A 16,711-nucleotide genomic window follows, 5' to 3' on the forward strand; every position below is an offset into this window, starting at 1 on the left:
TCGATTATAATGCATAAGGAGAACTTATGTATTATGGCACTGTCCTTACCGCCGCTCTCAGCTGTTCGTGTTTTTGAATCCGCGTCCCGTCATATGAGCTTTACGCGTGCAGCGAAGGAACTTGGCATGACGCAGGCTGCTGTCAGCTATCAGATCAAACTCTTGGAAGAGCGTGTGGGAGCACCGTTGTTTTTGCGCAAGCCGCGGCAGGTTGAGCTTACAGAATTGGGTAAGCGCCTTGCGCCTCAGATTAACGAAGCCTTTGATACGATGCGCACTGCATTTGCATCAGCGCGTGAAGACACACAGGGTATTTTGACAATCAGCGCTGTAATATCATTCGCATCAAACTGGCTTGTGCAGCGATTGGGATCGTTCCAGATGCAGAATCCGGCGCTTGCAGTTCGCTTGGACACTTCCAATGACGTGGTCGATTTCTCAACCTCGAATGTCGATATGGCCATTCGCAGTGGAAGGGGGAACTGGCCGGGACTTGAGGCGCATGAACTGATCAAAGCGCAATTTTCACCGATGCTTAGTCCCAAGCTTATAGACACGATCGGAGGTGTTGAAGAACCTGCTGATTTGTTGCGTCTTCGCGCGGTTGACCCCACCGATCCCTGGTGGAAAATCTGGTATAAGGCTGCCGGGATTGACAACCCATCAATACAGGGGCAGTCATTCAGCCGCTATGGTGCACAGCATCTGGAAGGGCGGGCAGCCGTGGCCGGGCAGGGAGTGGGTATCCTGACGCCTGCTTTTCACACGGCTGAACTGGCGTCAGGGCAGCTTATCCAACCTTTTGATCTTCTTTGCGATGACGGACAGGCTTATTGGCTGGTTTATCCCAAAGCACGAAGAAATATGCCCAAAATCCGTGCTTTCCGGGAATGGATTTTGGGTGAATTGTCGCAAAGGAATTAGCCCATTATATAACGGAAGAAGCCAGCCGAGCAGATGCCGATGATGACGGTTGGCAGCATTGAAAAGCGTGTCGCAGCAAAAATCGTGATTGCAAGAGCAATCAGATCAGCAGGTTTGTCTGATACGAAATCCGGTGCAATAATCGAAATCAGTACGCAGCCTGGAGCTGCTTCCATAACGGCTGCGGCCCGTTTGCTCAGCGTGCGATTGCGCAGCAGTATATAGCCTCCGATACGTGTGAGATAGGTGACGCTGGCCATCGCAAGAATGGCTATCAAGGCAATGGGATCAATCATTTTTGCCACCTGCCAGAACATAGGCGGCAATCAGGCCGGAAATAGCACCGGCTGCGACATACCAGGCGCCGGGAATTGTAAGATAGGTGAGGGCGGCAACTATAAGGCTCACCAGCCAGGGGCGAGCTGCTGCCACACCTTTCCACATACCTGCAAGCAACACAAGAAAGACAGCCGGGAAGGCCATGTCGAAACCATATGGACGCATGTCGCCCATCATCGGTCCCAAGGCTGCGCCCAATGTGGTGAAGAATATCCATGCGATGTAAAACGGAATCGCAACGCCGACATAGAATTTGAGGCTCAGGGCAGGATTAATACCTTTCGCCTTGCGGCGTCTGGCGTCTGCAATACCGATAGCCCAGTTTTCATCACACATCAGAAACAATGTCGCAAAAGCCTTGCGCTTGGGCAGATGCCGGATGAATGGAGCAAGTGCAGCCCCCATCAGCAGGTGACGACTGTTAACGAGAAATGTAATGGCGGCGATCAGCAGAATATGCGGTGGAGACGTCCAGAGCTGAATTGCTGCAAATTCGGACCCGCCCGCAAAGTTGAGGCCGGTCATCAGAGGAACTTCAACAATCGTCAGGCCTTTCTGGGCCGCTTGAGCACCAAGAACAAGCGCATAGGGAACAATGCCGAGCAAAACCGGAAAGCCGGTAGCGGCGCCCCGGCGAAATTCCGAGTTTCGCCAGGTCTTGCTTTTCCGTGGCGCGTAGGCTTGTGAAATATCCATAGAGTTACCGTTTGCGAGCCTTTCAGCTCCCCTCATGCATTGCCTGATCTATCTGACCATTGAGCAATATAGCCAAATTCCTGCGCAATCGGATTGCAAATATCGTTTATATGCATCATTGTTTGGCAGAATATGCTACAAATTTTTGCGTAAATGGAATCAAGAGCCAATGAAGCTGGATGATATTGATCGACGGATTCTTCGCGTTCTTCAGCGCAATGGCCGTATTGCCAATAATGATCTGGCACGGGAAGTAGGGTTGTCGCCGTCACCTTGCCTGCGCCGCGTAAGGCTGCTTGAAGAGGCTGGTGTTATTGATCGTTATGTAGCGCTGCTCAATCCGGCAAAGATTGGCAAGGGGCTGACTTTTTTTGTACGCATTCGTCTGGATCAGCAGGATGAGGAAACATTGCAGACTTTTGCTGCGGCAATCCTGAAATTGCCGCAGGTTGTTGAGTGCTATTTCATGCTTGGCGATTTTGATGCGATGATCAGGGTTGTGGCGGCCAATATTGAAGATTACAGGCGCTTTCAATCAGAGCATCTCAGTCGTATCAAAGGCGTTCAAAGCTTGAAAACAGATGTTCCAAGCCAGACTGTCAAACAGGTTTCTGAAATTCCCGTTTAGTATTCTGGTGGTTTTGCCTCTATTTTAGATATATTTCTTCAAAATTTGTTTTACTCTTTTCAAAGTGTATGACCGGTTTCAGGTCGTTAATCTCAACAAAGCTGCATGGCTTTGTTGAGGTTGGAAAAATTACTTTTATTGTTATGCCTTTAGGGGTCGCAATAAATAATTTAGATGGTTAGGGTCAGGACTCATTAATTTGACGGGAATGGTGTGAGGCCATCCGTTTGGATACGAGAAGGAAAGGCGAAGGAAATGTGGTTCATTTTCAAGACTTTCCGACGAAGTAGACCGGGCGGATGGACCACATCCTTCGGACATCGAAATGACTTGGTGATCTGCTGCGTCGAGCCGCTCAACCGGGGGAACTACCCCGGTCCTCACGTCTCTCGCTTTGAATACTTGGGCATATCTTGTCATTTCAGATGCCATTCTCATCAAATTAATGAGTCCTGACCCTAAGTTGCAACCGCCCTTTTAGAATTAGAATGTAATGAAGACTAAGTGAGTTTCGATGCAACAAAACCCTGTCGGATACACGAATAAAGATTGGCTGAAACAACTTGTTGAATTCAAGCCTGCAAAATGGGTGTGGGGTCGCTCGATAAGAACGGCAATTGGTGTGGGCCTGCCATTGACGATAGGCATTGCAACCAACCATGTTCCCGAATCTTTGTTCGTTTCTTTGGGTGCCATGACCTTGGCGCCTGGTGAACGCGATGAGGCTTATCAGTTCACGATTCTAAAGCTCTTTATTGCGGCGATATGTGGCGCTCTTGGGCTGATGCTTGGTTATCTTGGCTTTTTGCCATGGATTGTCATCATTGGCATTATGATGGTGCTCGCATTTTTTTCGACAATCATCAGTTTTCATAACAGCGTGCTGTCTTCAGGCTGCATGATGATTTTGATGCTCGGGACAATTGCCTTGTGTAACTCGGACATTAAATCATACATGCCCTTGGCTGCGAGCTTTATGCTGGGTGCAGTATTTTATGCATTGATGCTCGGCATAGAAGCGCTGCTTACTGAAAATTCGCCGCGTCGTAAACTTCTTACCAATTTGCTGAGTGCACTGCAAAAACTGGCACAGGCACGCGCTGATGGAACCATGGTTGAGGCGGATAGAGAACAAGTTACGACTTTGCTGAATGCGCTCTACCAGATGATGTTGCATACCCGTTTCAATGCCTGGGGAACCAGTCCACAAAGCGAACAGACCGCTGCAATTGTGCAGAAAGCAGACGCACTTTTCACGCTGATACTTGGTACAGATAAAACCGATATTTTGAATAAGACCGCAAGCAATCTCGGCCTTATGCATGATATGTTGCTGGCAAAAGGGAGTATTGACCAGCATAAGATCGTTACGAATGAGGGGCGGGTGGGTAATGCTGTTAATCAGCTTGCTGAGAGCATTACCAACAAGGGCACTTTTCTCTTGAATAATATGAATGTACAGACACCAAAGGCAGCGCCTTTCTTTGAAAGGGTGCGCATGACGGTGGATGTTATGAGTGTTGGAAGAGATACAATTCTTTCTGCACTGGCCTTTGCGATATGCTTGGGGATTGGTCTTTCATTTCACTTTGTTGACCGGGTGACGCATTGGTACTGGATACCAATGACCATCGTGATTGTCATGCGTCCAGATCTTGGCTCCGTGTTTGGACGCACAGTTTTGCGCTGTATTGGTACCAGCGCAGGCGTGCTGATCGGAGCTGCAATTCTAATTTATGTTCCGCTCGGGGTAACTTTTGTTGTGATCCTTACGGCGATAGCTTTTCTCATACCATGGGCAATCCAGAAGTCCTATGCAGTATTTTCGCTTGTATTGACGCCTCTCGTTCTGGTGCTGATCGACTATGTGAGCCCTGAAACCAAGGAAGCTAATTATGCGATCTGGCGGCTTGTCGATACACTGACTGGTGGAGCGATTGTTATTGTCTTTGGCTACCTTATCTGGCCGAAAAGAAAATATGAAACTTTTGAACGCTGTTTTAGTGCGGCAAGAGAGGCTATGGCTCATTATCTTGAGCAGGTGCTCAAGAGTGCAAAACCGGCTGACGAGAAGAGCGGGCCTGTCAATCTCGTTGCTGCACGCAGGCTTGCTTATGGTAAACTTGCTGAAATGCGTGCCACTTTGCAAAAGACCCTTGGAGACCCACCGCCGGCAGGTGTGCAGGCTATGGTCTGGTACCCGGTTATCACATCGATGGAGCGGTTATGTGATGCCATAACATCCTATTCGATAACGGATATATCAGCTGAATATACATCGCATGGTCCAATGCTCGATCAGCTTGTTGCTGAACTCAGGGCTGTCGGAACCAATAAACATCTAAACATGCCGTCCTCTGCGTCAGATGACGATTCTAACGACGTTGCTGTAAAATTCATTACAGATATGCACTCAGAGATCGCACATCTGAATGATTGGCACCATAAGGCGCTTGCTGGAAAGGCTTTATGAGTCCTGACCCAATTTTTGTTAAAACTCCGCCAGCGTTTAAAAGCGTTGGCGGAGTTTTGAGTTAAAACCTGTGATAGTTGTACAGGAGGTCATATAGATAACAGTTAGATACGATCCATCAGCGCATACCAGGACAGTGCTGCAAACAGAAGCGGTGCGCGCAATATGCGACCGCCCGGGAATGCAGGAATGCGCAAATCTTCAAAAAGCTTAAGCTTTTCACGCTGACCACTCATCGTTTCCGCATAAAGCCTGCCCATGTAATTGGCGAGTATGACGCCATGACCGGAATACCCGCCTGCGGATATGACCCCGGGCATTACTTCGCGCACAAATGGCTGGCGTGGTATGGTGATGCCAACTGAACCACCCCATGCTTGTGTAATTTCGACTTTGTCGAGCGCAGGATAGATTTCCGTAATCTGTCGGCGGATATGTTCGCTGATGTCACGCGGGTTGTCTGCTGTATAGGCTTCACGCCCACCAAACAGCAGGCGTCCATCCTTTGATTTGCGGAAATAGCGCACGACAAAGCGTGAATCATCGACCGACTCGCCACCGGGAATGACCGGACTGTTATCGCCCAAAGGCGCGGTGGCGCCCATAAAGGACCGGATCGGCATGACATGGGCGGCACTTGTTGCTTCAAGAGTGCCGCCATGGGCATTGACCGCAAGAAAAGCGTTCTTTGCTGAAATAGTGCCACGAGGGGTTTGAACTTCAACGCGACCGCTTGCTGCCGTTATCTTCGTGGCTTTGGTATTTTCAAAAATATGTGCACCAGCGGCTTTTGCCGCTTTCGCCAGCCCTATTAGCAATTTCAGCGGATGAATGTGGCCCGTAGCTGCATCATAAATACCGCCATGATAACGTTCTGATCCGAGAAGCCTAGACATTTCATTGCGTTCAACATAGCGAATATAGGGGTAATTGAACCGCGTTGCCATCACCTCCGCATGGGCCTGATACTGCTTCAGATAACGCGGTTTGTGCACGGCTGATATCTGACCGGGCATATATTCCATATCGATGTCATGGGTGCGGGCAAAGTCAAGCAAATGGAGTTTGGCTTCTTCCGCGACATCAAACAGAGCTTTTGCACGCTCAAATCCATATTGCACTTCAAGGTCTTCGGCCCAGGTGCGTTGTCCTGTGCCGAACTGACCTCCATTGCGGCCTGAGGCTCCATCACCAAAACGGGCGGCCTCAATCAGAACGACATCGGCTCCCTGTTTTGCAAGATAATAAGCGGCTGAAAGTCCTGTATAGCCACCGCCAATAACGATGACATCTGCTTGCTGCGCACCATCAAGCTCAGGATATTGTGGGCGTTCTGAAACGCTTGTTTCATACCACGACAGGCCGGGTGAAATTGGGCTTTGATAGGGTTGCTGATTGGACATGCGGGAACGCTCAGACGTTGAGCAGCAGGAATTCGCGTTCCCACGGGCTGATAACTTCCATGAAAGTTTCAAACTCGGCCCGCTTGATTGCCGCATAAGTGGTCACGAATGAATTGCCGAAAAGATTGCGCAATTCCTGATCATTTTCAAACAGTTGCACCGCTTCGATAAGGCCACGCGGCAGATCGATTTCCTTGGTGTTGACGCTGGTCGATGCCGGCTGATCTGCTTCGATCTTGTTGACCAGGCCGATCAACCCGCAGGCAAGCGAGGCAGCCAGTGCCAGATAAGGGTTTGCATCAGATGATGGAATCCGGTTTTCAACACGGCGGCCACCCGGTTCCGAGCGGGGCACGCGGAAAGCAGTGGTCCGGTTGTCATAGCCCCATTTCACATTGACCGGGGCGGACGCATCCGGCGTCAACCGACGATAGGAGTTGACATAGGGCGCAAACATCACAAGCGCATTGGGCACATGGCGCTGCATGCCGCCGATGAAATGACGGAAGGCTTCACTTTCGCTGCCATCTTCGTTGGAGAAGATGTTGCGTCCGGTTTTCTTATCGACAATCGACTGATGGATATGCATGGCAGAACCGGGCTGGCCCTGAATGGGCTTGGCCATGAAGGTTGCATACATATCATGTTTTAAAGCAGCTTCACGAATTGTCCGCTTGAACATGAAAACCTGATCGGCCAGCTCAACCGGATCCCCATGGCGCAGATTGATTTCAAGCTGTGCCGCGCCTTCTTCGTGGATCAGCGTATCGATCTCAAGTCCCTGACCTTCGGAAAAATGATAAATGTCATCGATCAGTTCGTCGAACTCATTGACCCCAGCAATAGAATAACCTTGTCCGCCGCCAATCGCACGGCCAGACCGACCAACCGGCGGGGTCAGCGGATAATCCGGGTCGGGGTTTTTGCGCACCAGATAAAACTCGATTTCAGGCGCTACGACAGGCTTGAGGCCACGTTTGTTATAGGCTGCGACAACTGAGCGTAGCACATTTCGCGGAGTAAATTCGACCGCTCGTCCATCCTGATAAACCAGATCACAGATAACCTGTGCTGTAGCATCGGATTCCCATGGTACAGCGGAGAGGGTGGAAAGGTCGGGCATCAGTTTCAGATCGCCGTCATTTTCCGGGTAATGGAAACCATGACCATCTTCAGGGTAATCTCCCGAGATGGTGGTCATGAAAACAGCCGATGGCAGCGCCAGAGAAGTATTCGATGTAAATTTTTTGGATGGCATCATCTTGCCACGGGCAACGCCGGCCTGATCGGGGGTGATGCACTCGATGTCTTCAATGTCACGCCAGGCCAGCCACTCTGTAGCTTGCTTCCAGTTCTTCACACCACGAAGCGATTTGACATAAACAGGCGTACGGCGACGCTGCGCGCGCGTTACCTTCTTTTCCGTCGTATCAGCAGACATCCAACACCAAAAAATGATTTCTTATGAGACTATGATAGCTGCGCAAGCCCGCATTGACAAATGAAGCTTGCGTAAAATAGCAAGTATATTCGGGGATTACGGTGCTTGCGATATTCTTTTGCCATGATTGACAAAACAATCTGTATTTAAAGAATTTGAGGAATTTCGTCATGTGGAAAATGCGTGCGTGGTTTGCCCGTCTGATTGTTGCGCTCTTGGGTGTGTCTCCGATAATGGGCATTCAGGCACATGCTTATGAAAAGACTATGGCCTGTATGCTGGTTGTTGAGCCAGAGAGCGGCAGGGTGCTGGTGAAAGAAGGAGAGGGTTGCGCAACCCGCGTCAGCCCGGCATCAACTTTTAAAATACCTCTGGCTGTGATGGGTTTTGAAAGTGGTATTCTTGAAAATGCGCATCAACCAGTCTGGCCTTACAGGCAGGAATATCCGTCTTGGCGTCCGTCATGGAAGCAATCAGTAGATCCGGCATATTGGCAGGACCAGTCAGTGGTATGGTTTTCGCAGGAACTGACCCGCAGGCTTGGGGAAAATAATTTTCAGAAATATACAGATCAAATCAATTACGGCAATCGTGATCTGAGTGGCGATCCGGGTAAGAACAACGGTATGCAGCGCGCATGGATCAGTTCCTCGCTTGAAATATCGCCAGAAGAACAGGTTGCATTCATGCGTAAGCTTGTAAATGGGCAATTGCCGGTTTCTGCGCAAGCAGCAGAAAAAGCCATGCAAATTCTACCTGTCAATGCTCTGGACAATGGCTGGATTGTGCATGGAAAAACCGGTTCCGGCATGGAGCGGAATGTAAAAGGTGAAATCAACCGCGAACGACAATTTGGCTGGTATGTTGGATGGGCAGAAAAAGATGGCGAAAAGGTCGTCTTTGCACGATTGAACCGCAATGCTGAGCGACAAAAAGGTGGCATGGGTGTGCCAACCAGGAATGAGGCATGGAGTGAGCTGCAAAAATTGTTAAACTAAGGCTGGTGGAACGCCAGATTTTGGGAGTATAGGCAATGCTTCCAATCGTGTTCTGGACAAAATGTCATGATCATTCGGCCGCGCCCGGCTTTGTGGAAATTATTCTTCATCCTTAAAGGTTCTATTGTTACGCGGATACTACCTCAGATTTTTGCGGTCTTTGCTCTGTCGATGGCTGTTGTCTGGGCGCATCGTGTCTTTCCTGGATGGGTTCCATCATTCAATAATGGCACTGCATTTGCGCTGCTTGGCATTGCTCTTTCGATCTTTCTGGGGTTCCGCAACAATGCCTGTTACGACCGCTGGTGGGAGGCGCGCAAGGTTTTTGGCAAACTGGTCTATGTTACACGAAGTTTTGCACGTGAGACGCTGGTTCTTGATCAGTTGCCGGGTATGGAAGGGAAGCGTGAAAAGCTGCTTCATTATATAATCGCTTTCACGCAATCCATAGTGCCCCATTTACGCCCCGATGATAAACAGGAAAAAGCCTGCAAATGGTTGACGCGTGATGAGCAACAAGCCTTTGAAGCAAGCCGTAACGGGCCTGATTTTATCTTGCGCAAGATTGGCGTAATGCTTGCAGAATTACGTGGTAGCGGACGCATTGAAGCGATTGATTTTCAGACATTGAATGCATCTGTAAATGCCCTTTCTGAAGTGCAGGCTGCTTCTGAGCGATTGCGTTTTACGCCCGTGCCTTTCGGATATACGTTGCTCTTGCACCGCACTGCCTATCTGTTTTGTTTTTTCATTCCATTTGGCTTTGCAGATATGCTTGGCTGGGGTACGCCTTTCGCAACCACACTGGTCGCTTACACATTCTTTGGCCTTGATGCGCTGGGGGATGAGCTCGAAGAGCCGTTTGGTACATTACCCAATGATCTGCCAATTGGAGCAATTGCTGACACGATCGAAATCAATCTGCGTGAAGCAATGGGTGAGACGAACCTGCCTGAACTGCCAGAGCCCAAAAATTACCTGCTTATGTAAAAAAACACCCGACTGGCAAAGCCAGCCGGGGAGGTCAGTGCAGTCAGTTCAACATGAATGAACTGGTATATCAAGCTATTATCTGTTTTTTTGGCGCATCATGGGTTTCGGGTAACAATAACTGGAATCAGAAGGTCACCCCAGTTCCCTTCGCCGCCATGATGTCGGGCAGAGCGAACCAGTTCCACTGAAACGCCAGCCTCAACCGCTTTCATGACCGACTGATTAAGACGATGCAGATCGTTGGCCAGCATACGGATGGCACTTTGCTGGTCGGTGCTCATCAATGTTGATTGCTCTTCTGCTCTTTCTTTAACACGTGCAATCGATGCCATAATATGTCTCCCTTTTTTACTCAGCAGCCGGACGGAACTGGGCTGTTTCGGTGGATTCCTTCATAGCGGTTGTCGAAGACTGGCCGCCGGTTATTGCGAGGGATACGGCATCGAAATAACCTGTGCCGACTTCACGCTGGTGTTTGGTTGCAGTGTAGCCATTGGCTTCTGCCGCAAATTCTGCCTGTTGCAGTTCAGAGTAAGCTGCCATTTGGCGGTCCTTGTAGCCACGTGCCAGTTCGAACATGCCGAAGTTGAGCTGATGGAAGCCTGCAAGCGTGATGAACTGGAACTTGTAGCCCATCGCACCCAGCTCACGCTGGAACTTCGCAATTGTTGCGTCGTCGAGGTTCTTTTTCCAGTTGAAAGACGGCGAGCAATTATAAGCAAGTTTCTTGCCCGGATGGGCCTTGTGTACGGCTTCTGCAAAACGCCTTGCCTGTTCGAGATCGGGCTTGGATGTTTCCATCCAGATCAGATCACAATAGGGCGCATAGGCAATCGCACGGGCGATACAGGGCTCGATGCCGTTTTTCACCTGATAGAAGCCTTCCGCCGTGCGGCCTGCACCATAATCAACAAAAGGCTGATCGCGCTCGTCAATATCCGAAGTCAGAAGCTTGGCGGCTTCCGCATCCGTACGGGCGATGACCAATGTTGCTGTGCCCATCACGTCAGCAGCCAGACGTGCAGCATTGAGGTTGCGAATATGGGCTGCAGTCGGAATCAGAACCTTGCCGCCAAGATGTCCGCATTTTTTCTCAGATGCCAGCTGGTCTTCATAATGTACGCCTGCGACACCTGCCTCGATAAAGGCTTTCATGATCTCGAATGCATTCAGCGGTCCGCCGAAGCCTGCTTCCGCATCGGCGACGATTGGTGCAAACCATGTATCAACTGATAGACCTTTGCCTTCTGCGGTTTCGATCTGGTCGGCACGCTGCAACGTCTTGTTGATGCGTTTTGCCAGCTCAGGCGCAGCATTGGCCGGATAAAGTGACTGGTCGGGATACATGGCTGAAGCCGTGTTTGCATCTGCTGCAACCTGCCAACCGGAAAGATAGATTGCCTTCAGGCCAGCACGAACCATCTGCATGGCCTGATTGCCGGAAAGTGCACCAAGCGCATTGACGAAATCTTCTTCATGGATCAGTTTCCACAGACGGCTTGCACCCATCTCGGCCAGCGAATATTTGATCTCTACCGAACCGCGCAGCCTTTTCACATCTTCGGCTGTATGTGCACGCTGGATACCGTCAAAGCGGCCTTTGGGTGCCGAAGGGATCAGGCTGTAAAAATCTGTCATTTCGGTGTCTCCTCACACTTGGATCAGGTTTTGTAAAAGCAGATTATCGCCGCTCTTTCTGTGACCAGATTTACAATTCAAATGCTTGAACAGCCAGTAAAAGCAGTAAAACAGGCAAATAATTGAGGTCACGCTGTCTGAAAATTGACTGCGACGATCTGTAAATTTGTAAATATTGTAAAATATGGGTTTTACAGGTATTTTGTCATGAATTGTAAAAATTACTGTTTTGGTTCGGGAGGGCTGGATGAGCGAACGCAAGATATTTGCCGGTCCACGCATAAGACGTATCCGCAATGAGCGGGGGCTGACGCAGACCTCAATGGCTGAAGCGCTTGGAATTTCGCCCTCTTATCTCAATCTCATTGAGCGCAACCAGCGTCCGTTGACAGTGCAGCTGCTGTTGAAACTTGCCAGCGTTTACAAGCTCGATCTCGACAGCCTCCAGTCAGAAAGCGGCACGATGATTGCCGGTCTGAAAGAGGTCTTTTCCGATCCTTTGTTGACGGGGGAGCTGCCGGGCGATCAGGAGCTGGTGGAGATCGGTGAGGCCGCACCCAATGCAGCCAGCGGTATCGTCAAGCTTTACCGTGCCTATCGAGAGCAACAGCAGCGCCTTTCTGATCTGTCACAACTGCTTTCGCATGAGGGGAGCGATGCGCAGCTTTCTGCAACACGTTTGCCGCTTGATGAGGTGCATGATGTCATGGCACGGCGGCCCAATCATTATCCGCGTATCGAAGAAGAGGCGGAAAGCTTTTATGGCTTGCTCAAACCCGATGGTGACTTGCTGGGTGCGTTGAAAAACTGGCTTCAGCGCGAACATGGCATCACCGTGCGCACGCTGCCTGTTGCAACCATGCCAAACTGGCGCAGACGTTATGACCGTCATTCTCAGCGATTGTTTATTTCTGAACGATTATCGCCGTTTGATCAGTTGCAGGAAATTGCCATGGAAGCAGCGCTTATTCGCATGCAGGTGATGATCGGTGCTGAAACGGAAGGGTTGAAACTCTCCTCCAGTGAGGCCAGGCGCATCGCGCGTTTTGAACTGGCGCGTTATGCGGCACAGGCATTGATGATGCCCTATCGACAGTTTCGCGATGCGGCGGTGCGAATGCGCTATGATGTTGACGTGTTGCGTTCGCGCTTTGGCGTGTCGTTTCAGCAAGCGGCAAACCGGCTGACAACGCTGCAACGGCAGGGTAATGCAGCTTTAGCATTTTTTCTGATGGAAATCGATCATGCTGGCAATCGTTTGCGCATGGTGGGTGCTGAAGGTTTTCCGGTTCGTTTTGGTGGTCAATGCCCCAAATTGCCGGTCTATGCTGCTTTTACGCAGGCCGGGCAGGTGTTGGTCGAGCCTGTTGAACTGCCCGATGGCTCCGCTTTCCTGACGATTGCACGAACGCTTGAAGGACCACAAGGCGCATTCAATGAACGCCCCCGGCGTACGGCTATTCTGCTTGGCTGTTCAATTGATGCCGGTGCCGAGACAATCTATGGCAGAGGTGATCATTCGCGTAACGAAATTGGTCTGGCCGAAATTGGTCCGGCGTGTCGGCTTTGCGAGCGGCAGGGCTGTATTACACGTGCGGAGCCGCCGCTTACTCGTCCGTTGGGACTAGATGAAATGGTGGCGGGATTGTCGGCTTTTGACTTTCAATAGTGCCTTGATATTTCAGCACCAGAGCACTTGGGTGGCATTTTTTATGTTTGTCTTGTCATCTACCGGTTGACGAATGCTGCGCAATCTAAAAAGGTGCAGCTGAAACAGTTTACCCACCCTTGAGCTGTACCGGAAAATATGGTGCAGAATGGAGCACGCGATGAGGATGAAATCCTTTCTTCTGGCGACAACCATGGCGTCTTGCCTTGCAGTCGCTGCATTTCCCGCAAGCGCGCAGGAGCGGGTCGTCAATATTTATAACTGGTCGGATTACATCGACGATTCGATCCTTAAGGATTTCACCAAGGAAACCGGCATCAAGGTCGTTTACGATGTTTACGATTCCAATGAAATTCTTGAAACCAAGCTTCTTGCCGGTGGCAGTGGTTACGATATTGTCGTGCCATCGGGTGAATTTCTTGGACGTCAGATTCCTGCGGGCGTGTTTCTGAAACTTGATAAGGACAAGTTGCCGAACCTCAAGAATATGTGGGACGAAATTTCAAATCGTGCTGCAATCTATGATCCGGGCAATGAATATTCCATCAACTATATGTGGGGAACGACCGGTATTGGCTATAATAAGGCCAAGATCAAGGAAGCACTCGGAACCGACACGATCGATTCCTGGGACGTGCTATATAATCCTGAAATATCTGCAAAGCTGAAGGATTGCGGTATTTATCTTCTGGATACATCAAGTGAAATGCTGCGTCCGGCGCTGAATTATCTCGGCCTTGATCCAAATTCTCCATCGGCTGATGATATGGAAAAGGCGCAGGAGCTTTATCTGAAAATTCGTCCAAATATTCGCAAATTCCATTCATCAGAATATATCAATGCATTGGCCAATGGCGATATCTGCATGGCGGTTGGTTATTCGGGTGATATTTTCCAGGCGCGTGATCGTGCGGAAAAGGCCAATCAGGGCGTAGAGATTGGTTATTCGATTCCGAAAGAAGGCGCTTTGATGTGGTTTGATCAGATGGCGATCCCGGCTGATTCAAAGCATGTGCCGGAAGCGCTTGAATTCATCAATTATATAATGCGCCCGGATGTTGCTGCCAAAGCATCGAATTTTGTCTTCTATGCCAATGGCAACAAGGCCTCGCAGGAATTCATCGACAAGGAAATTCTCGATGATCCTGAAATCTATCCAAGCGAAGAGGTTCTGGAAAAGCTTTTTGTGCCGACACCTTACGATTCAAAAACGCAGCGTTATGTTACGCGTGCCTGGACCAAGATCGTCACAGGCCAGTAACAGACGGATAATAAGACGGTTTTGTTTGGCAGATCGGGAATGATCGCGTCAAATTATGAAGAGCGGCTCACTGTGCATAAAGTGAGCCGCTCTGCGTCTTGTTCATGCATTTTATGCATCAATGGCAGGCTATGCCTGTAAATGTCAGGTTCCTGATAAGTCGATAGGGGAACGGAATGGAATCTTTTGGCAGTTTTCGCCGCAAATTCGCGCCCTGGAATGATCCGGCAGCGAAGCCTTATATTTCTTTTGAAAATGTGACGAAAATTTTCGGTGATTTTACTGCCGTTGATAGTCTGTCGCTTAATGTCTTCCATCGTGAGTTTTTCGCGCTGCTTGGCGCATCGGGATGTGGCAAGACTACGCTCATGCGCATGCTGGCGGGTTTTGAAGAGCCGACCTCCGGTCGCATCACGCTTGATGGGCAGGATATGCGCGGTATTCCGCCCTATAAGCGTCCGGTGAACATGATGTTTCAGTCCTATGCGCTGTTTCCGCATATGAGCGTTGAAAAGAACATTGCCTTTGGTCTCAAACAGGACGGCATGGCGAAGTCGGAAATTGATGCGCGCGTTGCTGAAATGCTTAAACTCGTAAAGCTTGAGCAATATGGCAAGCGCAAGCCGCATCAGCTTTCTGGTGGTCAGCGGCAGCGTGTGGCTTTGGCTCGTGCGGTGGCGAAGCGTCCCAAAGTATTGCTGCTTGATGAACCGCTTGGTGCGCTCGACAAGAAGCTGCGGGAAGAAACCCAGTTTGAGCTTATGGATTTGCAAGTCAAGCTTGGTTTGACCTTTATGGTTGTCACGCATGATCAGGAAGAAGCCATGACCATGTCGGATCGTCTTGCCGTCATGGATAAGGGCCGCATCATGCAGGTTGCAACTCCTGCAGAAGTTTATGAAGCGCCGCGTTCAAAATTCGTGGCTGACTTTATCGGCAATGTTAATATCATTGAAGGTGAAGTGGTGAAGGCTGCGAATGGTGAGGCCGAAATCGCCACAGAAAAATTTGGGTTCCACATTCAAACCGAAACACGCGAGCAGCTTTTTGCTGGCCAAAAGGTCTGGTATGCGGTGCGTCCTGAAAAAACTCGCATTACACGTGAAAAACCGGAAGAAACATCCGTTAATGCGATTGAAGGAGAGCTTTGGGATATCGCCTATTTTGGCGATATGACGGTTTTCCATGTGCGTCTTGATAATGGCCGCACCATCAAGGCTGCAAGTTTGAATGCCGTGCGCAAGACCGAAAATCCGCTGACTTATGATGAGCGTGTATGGGTTTCATTTGATACCGATGCCGGTCTGGTGCTGACTGCTTAAGGAGGGGAAGCAAATGCAAAAGCTGATTGCTTCCATAACCAGCCGTCTTGTGATCGCAGTGCCTTATCTTTGGCTGCTGATTTTCTTTCTGGTTCCATTCTTCATCGTTTTCAAGATTTCCTTGTCTGAAGTGACGATGGCAATCCCGCCTTATCAGCCGGTTATTGATCTCACACAGGGCTTTGGTCTTGCATGGGAACGTGTGAAGCAGCTGTCTGTCGACAATTATCTTTGGCTGATAGATGACCCGCTTTATATAAAAGCATATCTATCCAGTGTTCGGATCGCGGCCATATCGACATTGCTGGCATTGTTGCTCGGTTATCCTATGGCTTATGGTATGGCGCGTGCGCCGCAAAGCCTGCGGCCGACCTTGCTGATGCTGGTTATTCTGCCGTTCTGGACGTCGTTTCTTATCCGTGTCTATGCGTGGATCGGTATTCTGAAGCCGGAAGGCCTGCTCAACCAGTTCCTGATGTGGCTCAATGTCATTGATACGCCGCTTAATATTCTGAACACGGATACGGCAATCTTCATTGGTATTGTTTACTCCTATCTGCCGTTCATGGTTTTGCCGATCTATTCGTCGCTTGAAAAAATGGACTATTCATTGATCGAAGCGGCACAGGATCTTGGCTGCACAGCATTTTCAGCATTCTGGAAGATCACTTTCCCATTGTCACTTGCGGGTGTTGTTGCAGGTTGCTTCCTTGTGTTCATCCCGGCAGTTGGGGAGTTTGTGATCCCTGATCTTCTTGGTGGATCGCAGACGCTGATGATCGGTAAAACCATCTGGAGCGAGTTCTTCTCCAATCGCGACTGGCCGGTTTCGTCGGCAGTAGCAGTGGTTCTGTTGCTTTTGCTTATCGTACCGATTGTGATTTTCCAGCAGGTGCAGGCACGCCAGCAGGAGAAGGGGAAATAAG

Annotated in this window: 15 protein-coding genes; 9 read left to right on the forward strand and 6 right to left on the reverse strand. The window is 49.8% G+C overall.

Annotated features, from left to right (window positions below):
- The first annotated feature begins 33 nt into the window (after positions 1 to 33).
- A complete protein-coding gene (locus FHY56_RS00330) occupies positions 34 to 924 on the forward strand; it encodes a LysR substrate-binding domain-containing protein (RefSeq protein WP_140903200.1) in 891 nt (296 codons plus the stop codon).
- Here the strand turns inward: FHY56_RS00330 and FHY56_RS00335 are convergent.
- Positions 921 to 1,220 (reverse strand): AzlD family protein, encoded by a 300-nt coding sequence (locus FHY56_RS00335; protein WP_140903201.1) that lies wholly within the window; start codon positions 1,218 to 1,220, stop codon positions 921 to 923. The two genes, FHY56_RS00330 and FHY56_RS00335, sit on opposite strands and share 4 nt — an antisense overlap.
- Positions 1,213 to 1,959 (reverse strand): AzlC family ABC transporter permease, encoded by a 747-nt coding sequence (locus FHY56_RS00340; RefSeq protein WP_140903202.1) that lies wholly within the window; start codon positions 1,957 to 1,959, stop codon positions 1,213 to 1,215. The genes FHY56_RS00335 and FHY56_RS00340 overlap by 8 nt, the downstream gene beginning before the upstream one ends.
- 169 nt (positions 1,960 to 2,128) lie before the next feature.
- Here FHY56_RS00340 and FHY56_RS00345 point away from each other — a divergent pair, with 169 nt between their 5' ends.
- Both FHY56_RS00345 and FHY56_RS00350 read left to right on the forward strand, forming a co-directional pair.
- On the forward strand, positions 2,129 to 2,587 hold the full coding sequence (locus FHY56_RS00345) for an Lrp/AsnC family transcriptional regulator (protein ID WP_140903203.1): 459 nt from the start codon (positions 2,129 to 2,131) through the stop codon (positions 2,585 to 2,587).
- 514 nt (positions 2,588 to 3,101) lie between these two features.
- Positions 3,102 to 5,060: an FUSC family protein gene (locus FHY56_RS00350; protein WP_140903204.1), complete on the forward strand. Its 1,959-nt coding sequence runs from the start codon at positions 3,102 to 3,104 to the stop codon at positions 5,058 to 5,060.
- 104 nt (positions 5,061 to 5,164) lie between these two features.
- On the opposite strand, the gene FHY56_RS00355 is transcribed toward FHY56_RS00350, so the two are convergent.
- Positions 5,165 to 6,463, reverse strand: a complete 1,299-nt coding sequence (locus FHY56_RS00355) for an NAD(P)/FAD-dependent oxidoreductase (RefSeq protein ID WP_140903205.1) — start codon at positions 6,461 to 6,463, stop codon at positions 5,165 to 5,167.
- A gap of 10 nt (positions 6,464 to 6,473) precedes the next feature.
- Entirely contained in the window at positions 6,474 to 7,904 is a 1,431-nt protein-coding gene (locus FHY56_RS00360; protein WP_140903206.1) for a glutamine synthetase family protein, read from the reverse strand.
- A gap of 170 nt (positions 7,905 to 8,074) precedes the next feature.
- Between FHY56_RS00360 and blaOXA the strand changes: the two genes are divergently transcribed.
- Together blaOXA and FHY56_RS00370 are read left to right on the forward strand one after the other, a co-directional pair.
- Complete coding sequence (blaOXA, locus tag FHY56_RS00365; RefSeq protein ID WP_140903207.1) at positions 8,075 to 8,902, forward strand: class D beta-lactamase; 828 nt, start codon at positions 8,075 to 8,077, stop codon at positions 8,900 to 8,902.
- Positions 8,903 to 8,968: 66 nt separating this feature from the next.
- On the forward strand, positions 8,969 to 9,892 hold the full coding sequence (locus tag FHY56_RS00370; RefSeq protein ID WP_140903208.1) for a bestrophin family protein: 924 nt from the start codon (positions 8,969 to 8,971) through the stop codon (positions 9,890 to 9,892).
- A gap of 98 nt (positions 9,893 to 9,990) precedes the next feature.
- Here FHY56_RS00370 and FHY56_RS00375 read toward each other — a convergent pair whose 3' ends face one another.
- The gene (locus tag FHY56_RS00375) at positions 9,991 to 10,227 is read right to left on the reverse strand and encodes an SMc00767 family acetate metabolism repressor (RefSeq protein WP_140903209.1); all 237 of its coding nucleotides are present in this window, start codon (positions 10,225 to 10,227) and stop codon (positions 9,991 to 9,993) included.
- 16 nt (positions 10,228 to 10,243) lie between these two features.
- The gene (gene aceA / locus FHY56_RS00380; RefSeq protein ID WP_140903210.1) at positions 10,244 to 11,533 is read right to left on the reverse strand and encodes an isocitrate lyase; all 1,290 of its coding nucleotides are present in this window, start codon (positions 11,531 to 11,533) and stop codon (positions 10,244 to 10,246) included.
- Between the two features lie 247 nt (positions 11,534 to 11,780).
- Here aceA and FHY56_RS00385 point away from each other — a divergent pair, with 247 nt between their 5' ends.
- The 4 genes from FHY56_RS00385 (at position 11,781) to FHY56_RS00400 (ending at position 16,710) form a co-directional block, all read left to right on the forward strand.
- The gene (locus FHY56_RS00385; protein WP_140903211.1) at positions 11,781 to 13,202 is read left to right on the forward strand and encodes a helix-turn-helix domain-containing protein; all 1,422 of its coding nucleotides are present in this window, start codon (positions 11,781 to 11,783) and stop codon (positions 13,200 to 13,202) included.
- 160 nt (positions 13,203 to 13,362) lie between these two features.
- Positions 13,363 to 14,463, forward strand: a complete 1,101-nt coding sequence (locus FHY56_RS00390; protein WP_140903212.1) for a polyamine ABC transporter substrate-binding protein — start codon at positions 13,363 to 13,365, stop codon at positions 14,461 to 14,463.
- Between the two features lie 176 nt (positions 14,464 to 14,639).
- Positions 14,640 to 15,785 carry an ABC transporter ATP-binding protein gene (locus FHY56_RS00395; RefSeq protein ID WP_140903213.1) on the forward strand — a complete coding sequence of 382 codons (1,146 nt, stop codon included), beginning with the start codon at positions 14,640 to 14,642 and terminating at the stop codon, positions 15,783 to 15,785.
- Positions 15,786 to 15,798: 13 nt separating this feature from the next.
- Positions 15,799 to 16,710, forward strand: a complete 912-nt coding sequence (locus FHY56_RS00400; protein ID WP_140903214.1) for an ABC transporter permease subunit — start codon at positions 15,799 to 15,801, stop codon at positions 16,708 to 16,710.
- Position 16,711: the final 1 nt, after the last annotated feature.

This window comes from Brucella gallinifaecis (genome assembly GCF_006476605.1).
In the GTDB taxonomy this organism is placed as follows: Bacteria; Pseudomonadota; Alphaproteobacteria; order Rhizobiales; family Rhizobiaceae; genus Brucella; species Brucella gallinifaecis.

What these genes read in the sequence shown, in the direction of transcription:
- FHY56_RS00335 (WP_140903201.1), bottom strand. Translation starts at nt 1,220, where the DNA reads ATGATTGATCCCATTGCCTTGATAGCCATTCTTGCGATGGCCAGCGTC.
- FHY56_RS00390 (WP_140903212.1), top strand. Translation starts at nt 13,363, where the DNA reads ATGAGGATGAAATCCTTTCTTCTGGCGACAACCATGGCGTCTTGCCTT.
- FHY56_RS00345 (WP_140903203.1), top strand. Translation starts at nt 2,129, where the DNA reads ATGAAGCTGGATGATATTGATCGACGGATTCTTCGCGTTCTTCAGCGC.
- FHY56_RS00350 (WP_140903204.1), top strand. Translation starts at nt 3,102, where the DNA reads ATGCAACAAAACCCTGTCGGATACACGAATAAAGATTGGCTGAAACAA.
- FHY56_RS00370 (WP_140903208.1), top strand. Translation starts at nt 8,969, where the DNA reads ATGATCATTCGGCCGCGCCCGGCTTTGTGGAAATTATTCTTCATCCTT.
- FHY56_RS00395 (WP_140903213.1), top strand. Translation starts at nt 14,640, where the DNA reads ATGGAATCTTTTGGCAGTTTTCGCCGCAAATTCGCGCCCTGGAATGAT.
- aceA (WP_140903210.1), bottom strand. Translation starts at nt 11,533, where the DNA reads ATGACAGATTTTTACAGCCTGATCCCTTCGGCACCCAAAGGCCGCTTT.
- FHY56_RS00355 (WP_140903205.1), bottom strand. Translation starts at nt 6,463, where the DNA reads ATGTCCAATCAGCAACCCTATCAAAGCCCAATTTCACCCGGCCTGTCG.
- FHY56_RS00375 (WP_140903209.1), bottom strand. Translation starts at nt 10,227, where the DNA reads ATGGCATCGATTGCACGTGTTAAAGAAAGAGCAGAAGAGCAATCAACA.
- FHY56_RS00330 (WP_140903200.1), top strand. Translation starts at nt 34, where the DNA reads ATGGCACTGTCCTTACCGCCGCTCTCAGCTGTTCGTGTTTTTGAATCC.
- FHY56_RS00385 (WP_140903211.1), top strand. Translation starts at nt 11,781, where the DNA reads ATGAGCGAACGCAAGATATTTGCCGGTCCACGCATAAGACGTATCCGC.
- FHY56_RS00340 (WP_140903202.1), bottom strand. Translation starts at nt 1,959, where the DNA reads ATGGATATTTCACAAGCCTACGCGCCACGGAAAAGCAAGACCTGGCGA.
- FHY56_RS00400 (WP_140903214.1), top strand. Translation starts at nt 15,799, where the DNA reads ATGCAAAAGCTGATTGCTTCCATAACCAGCCGTCTTGTGATCGCAGTG.
- FHY56_RS00360 (WP_140903206.1), bottom strand. Translation starts at nt 7,904, where the DNA reads ATGTCTGCTGATACGACGGAAAAGAAGGTAACGCGCGCGCAGCGTCGC.
- blaOXA (WP_140903207.1), top strand. Translation starts at nt 8,075, where the DNA reads ATGTGGAAAATGCGTGCGTGGTTTGCCCGTCTGATTGTTGCGCTCTTG.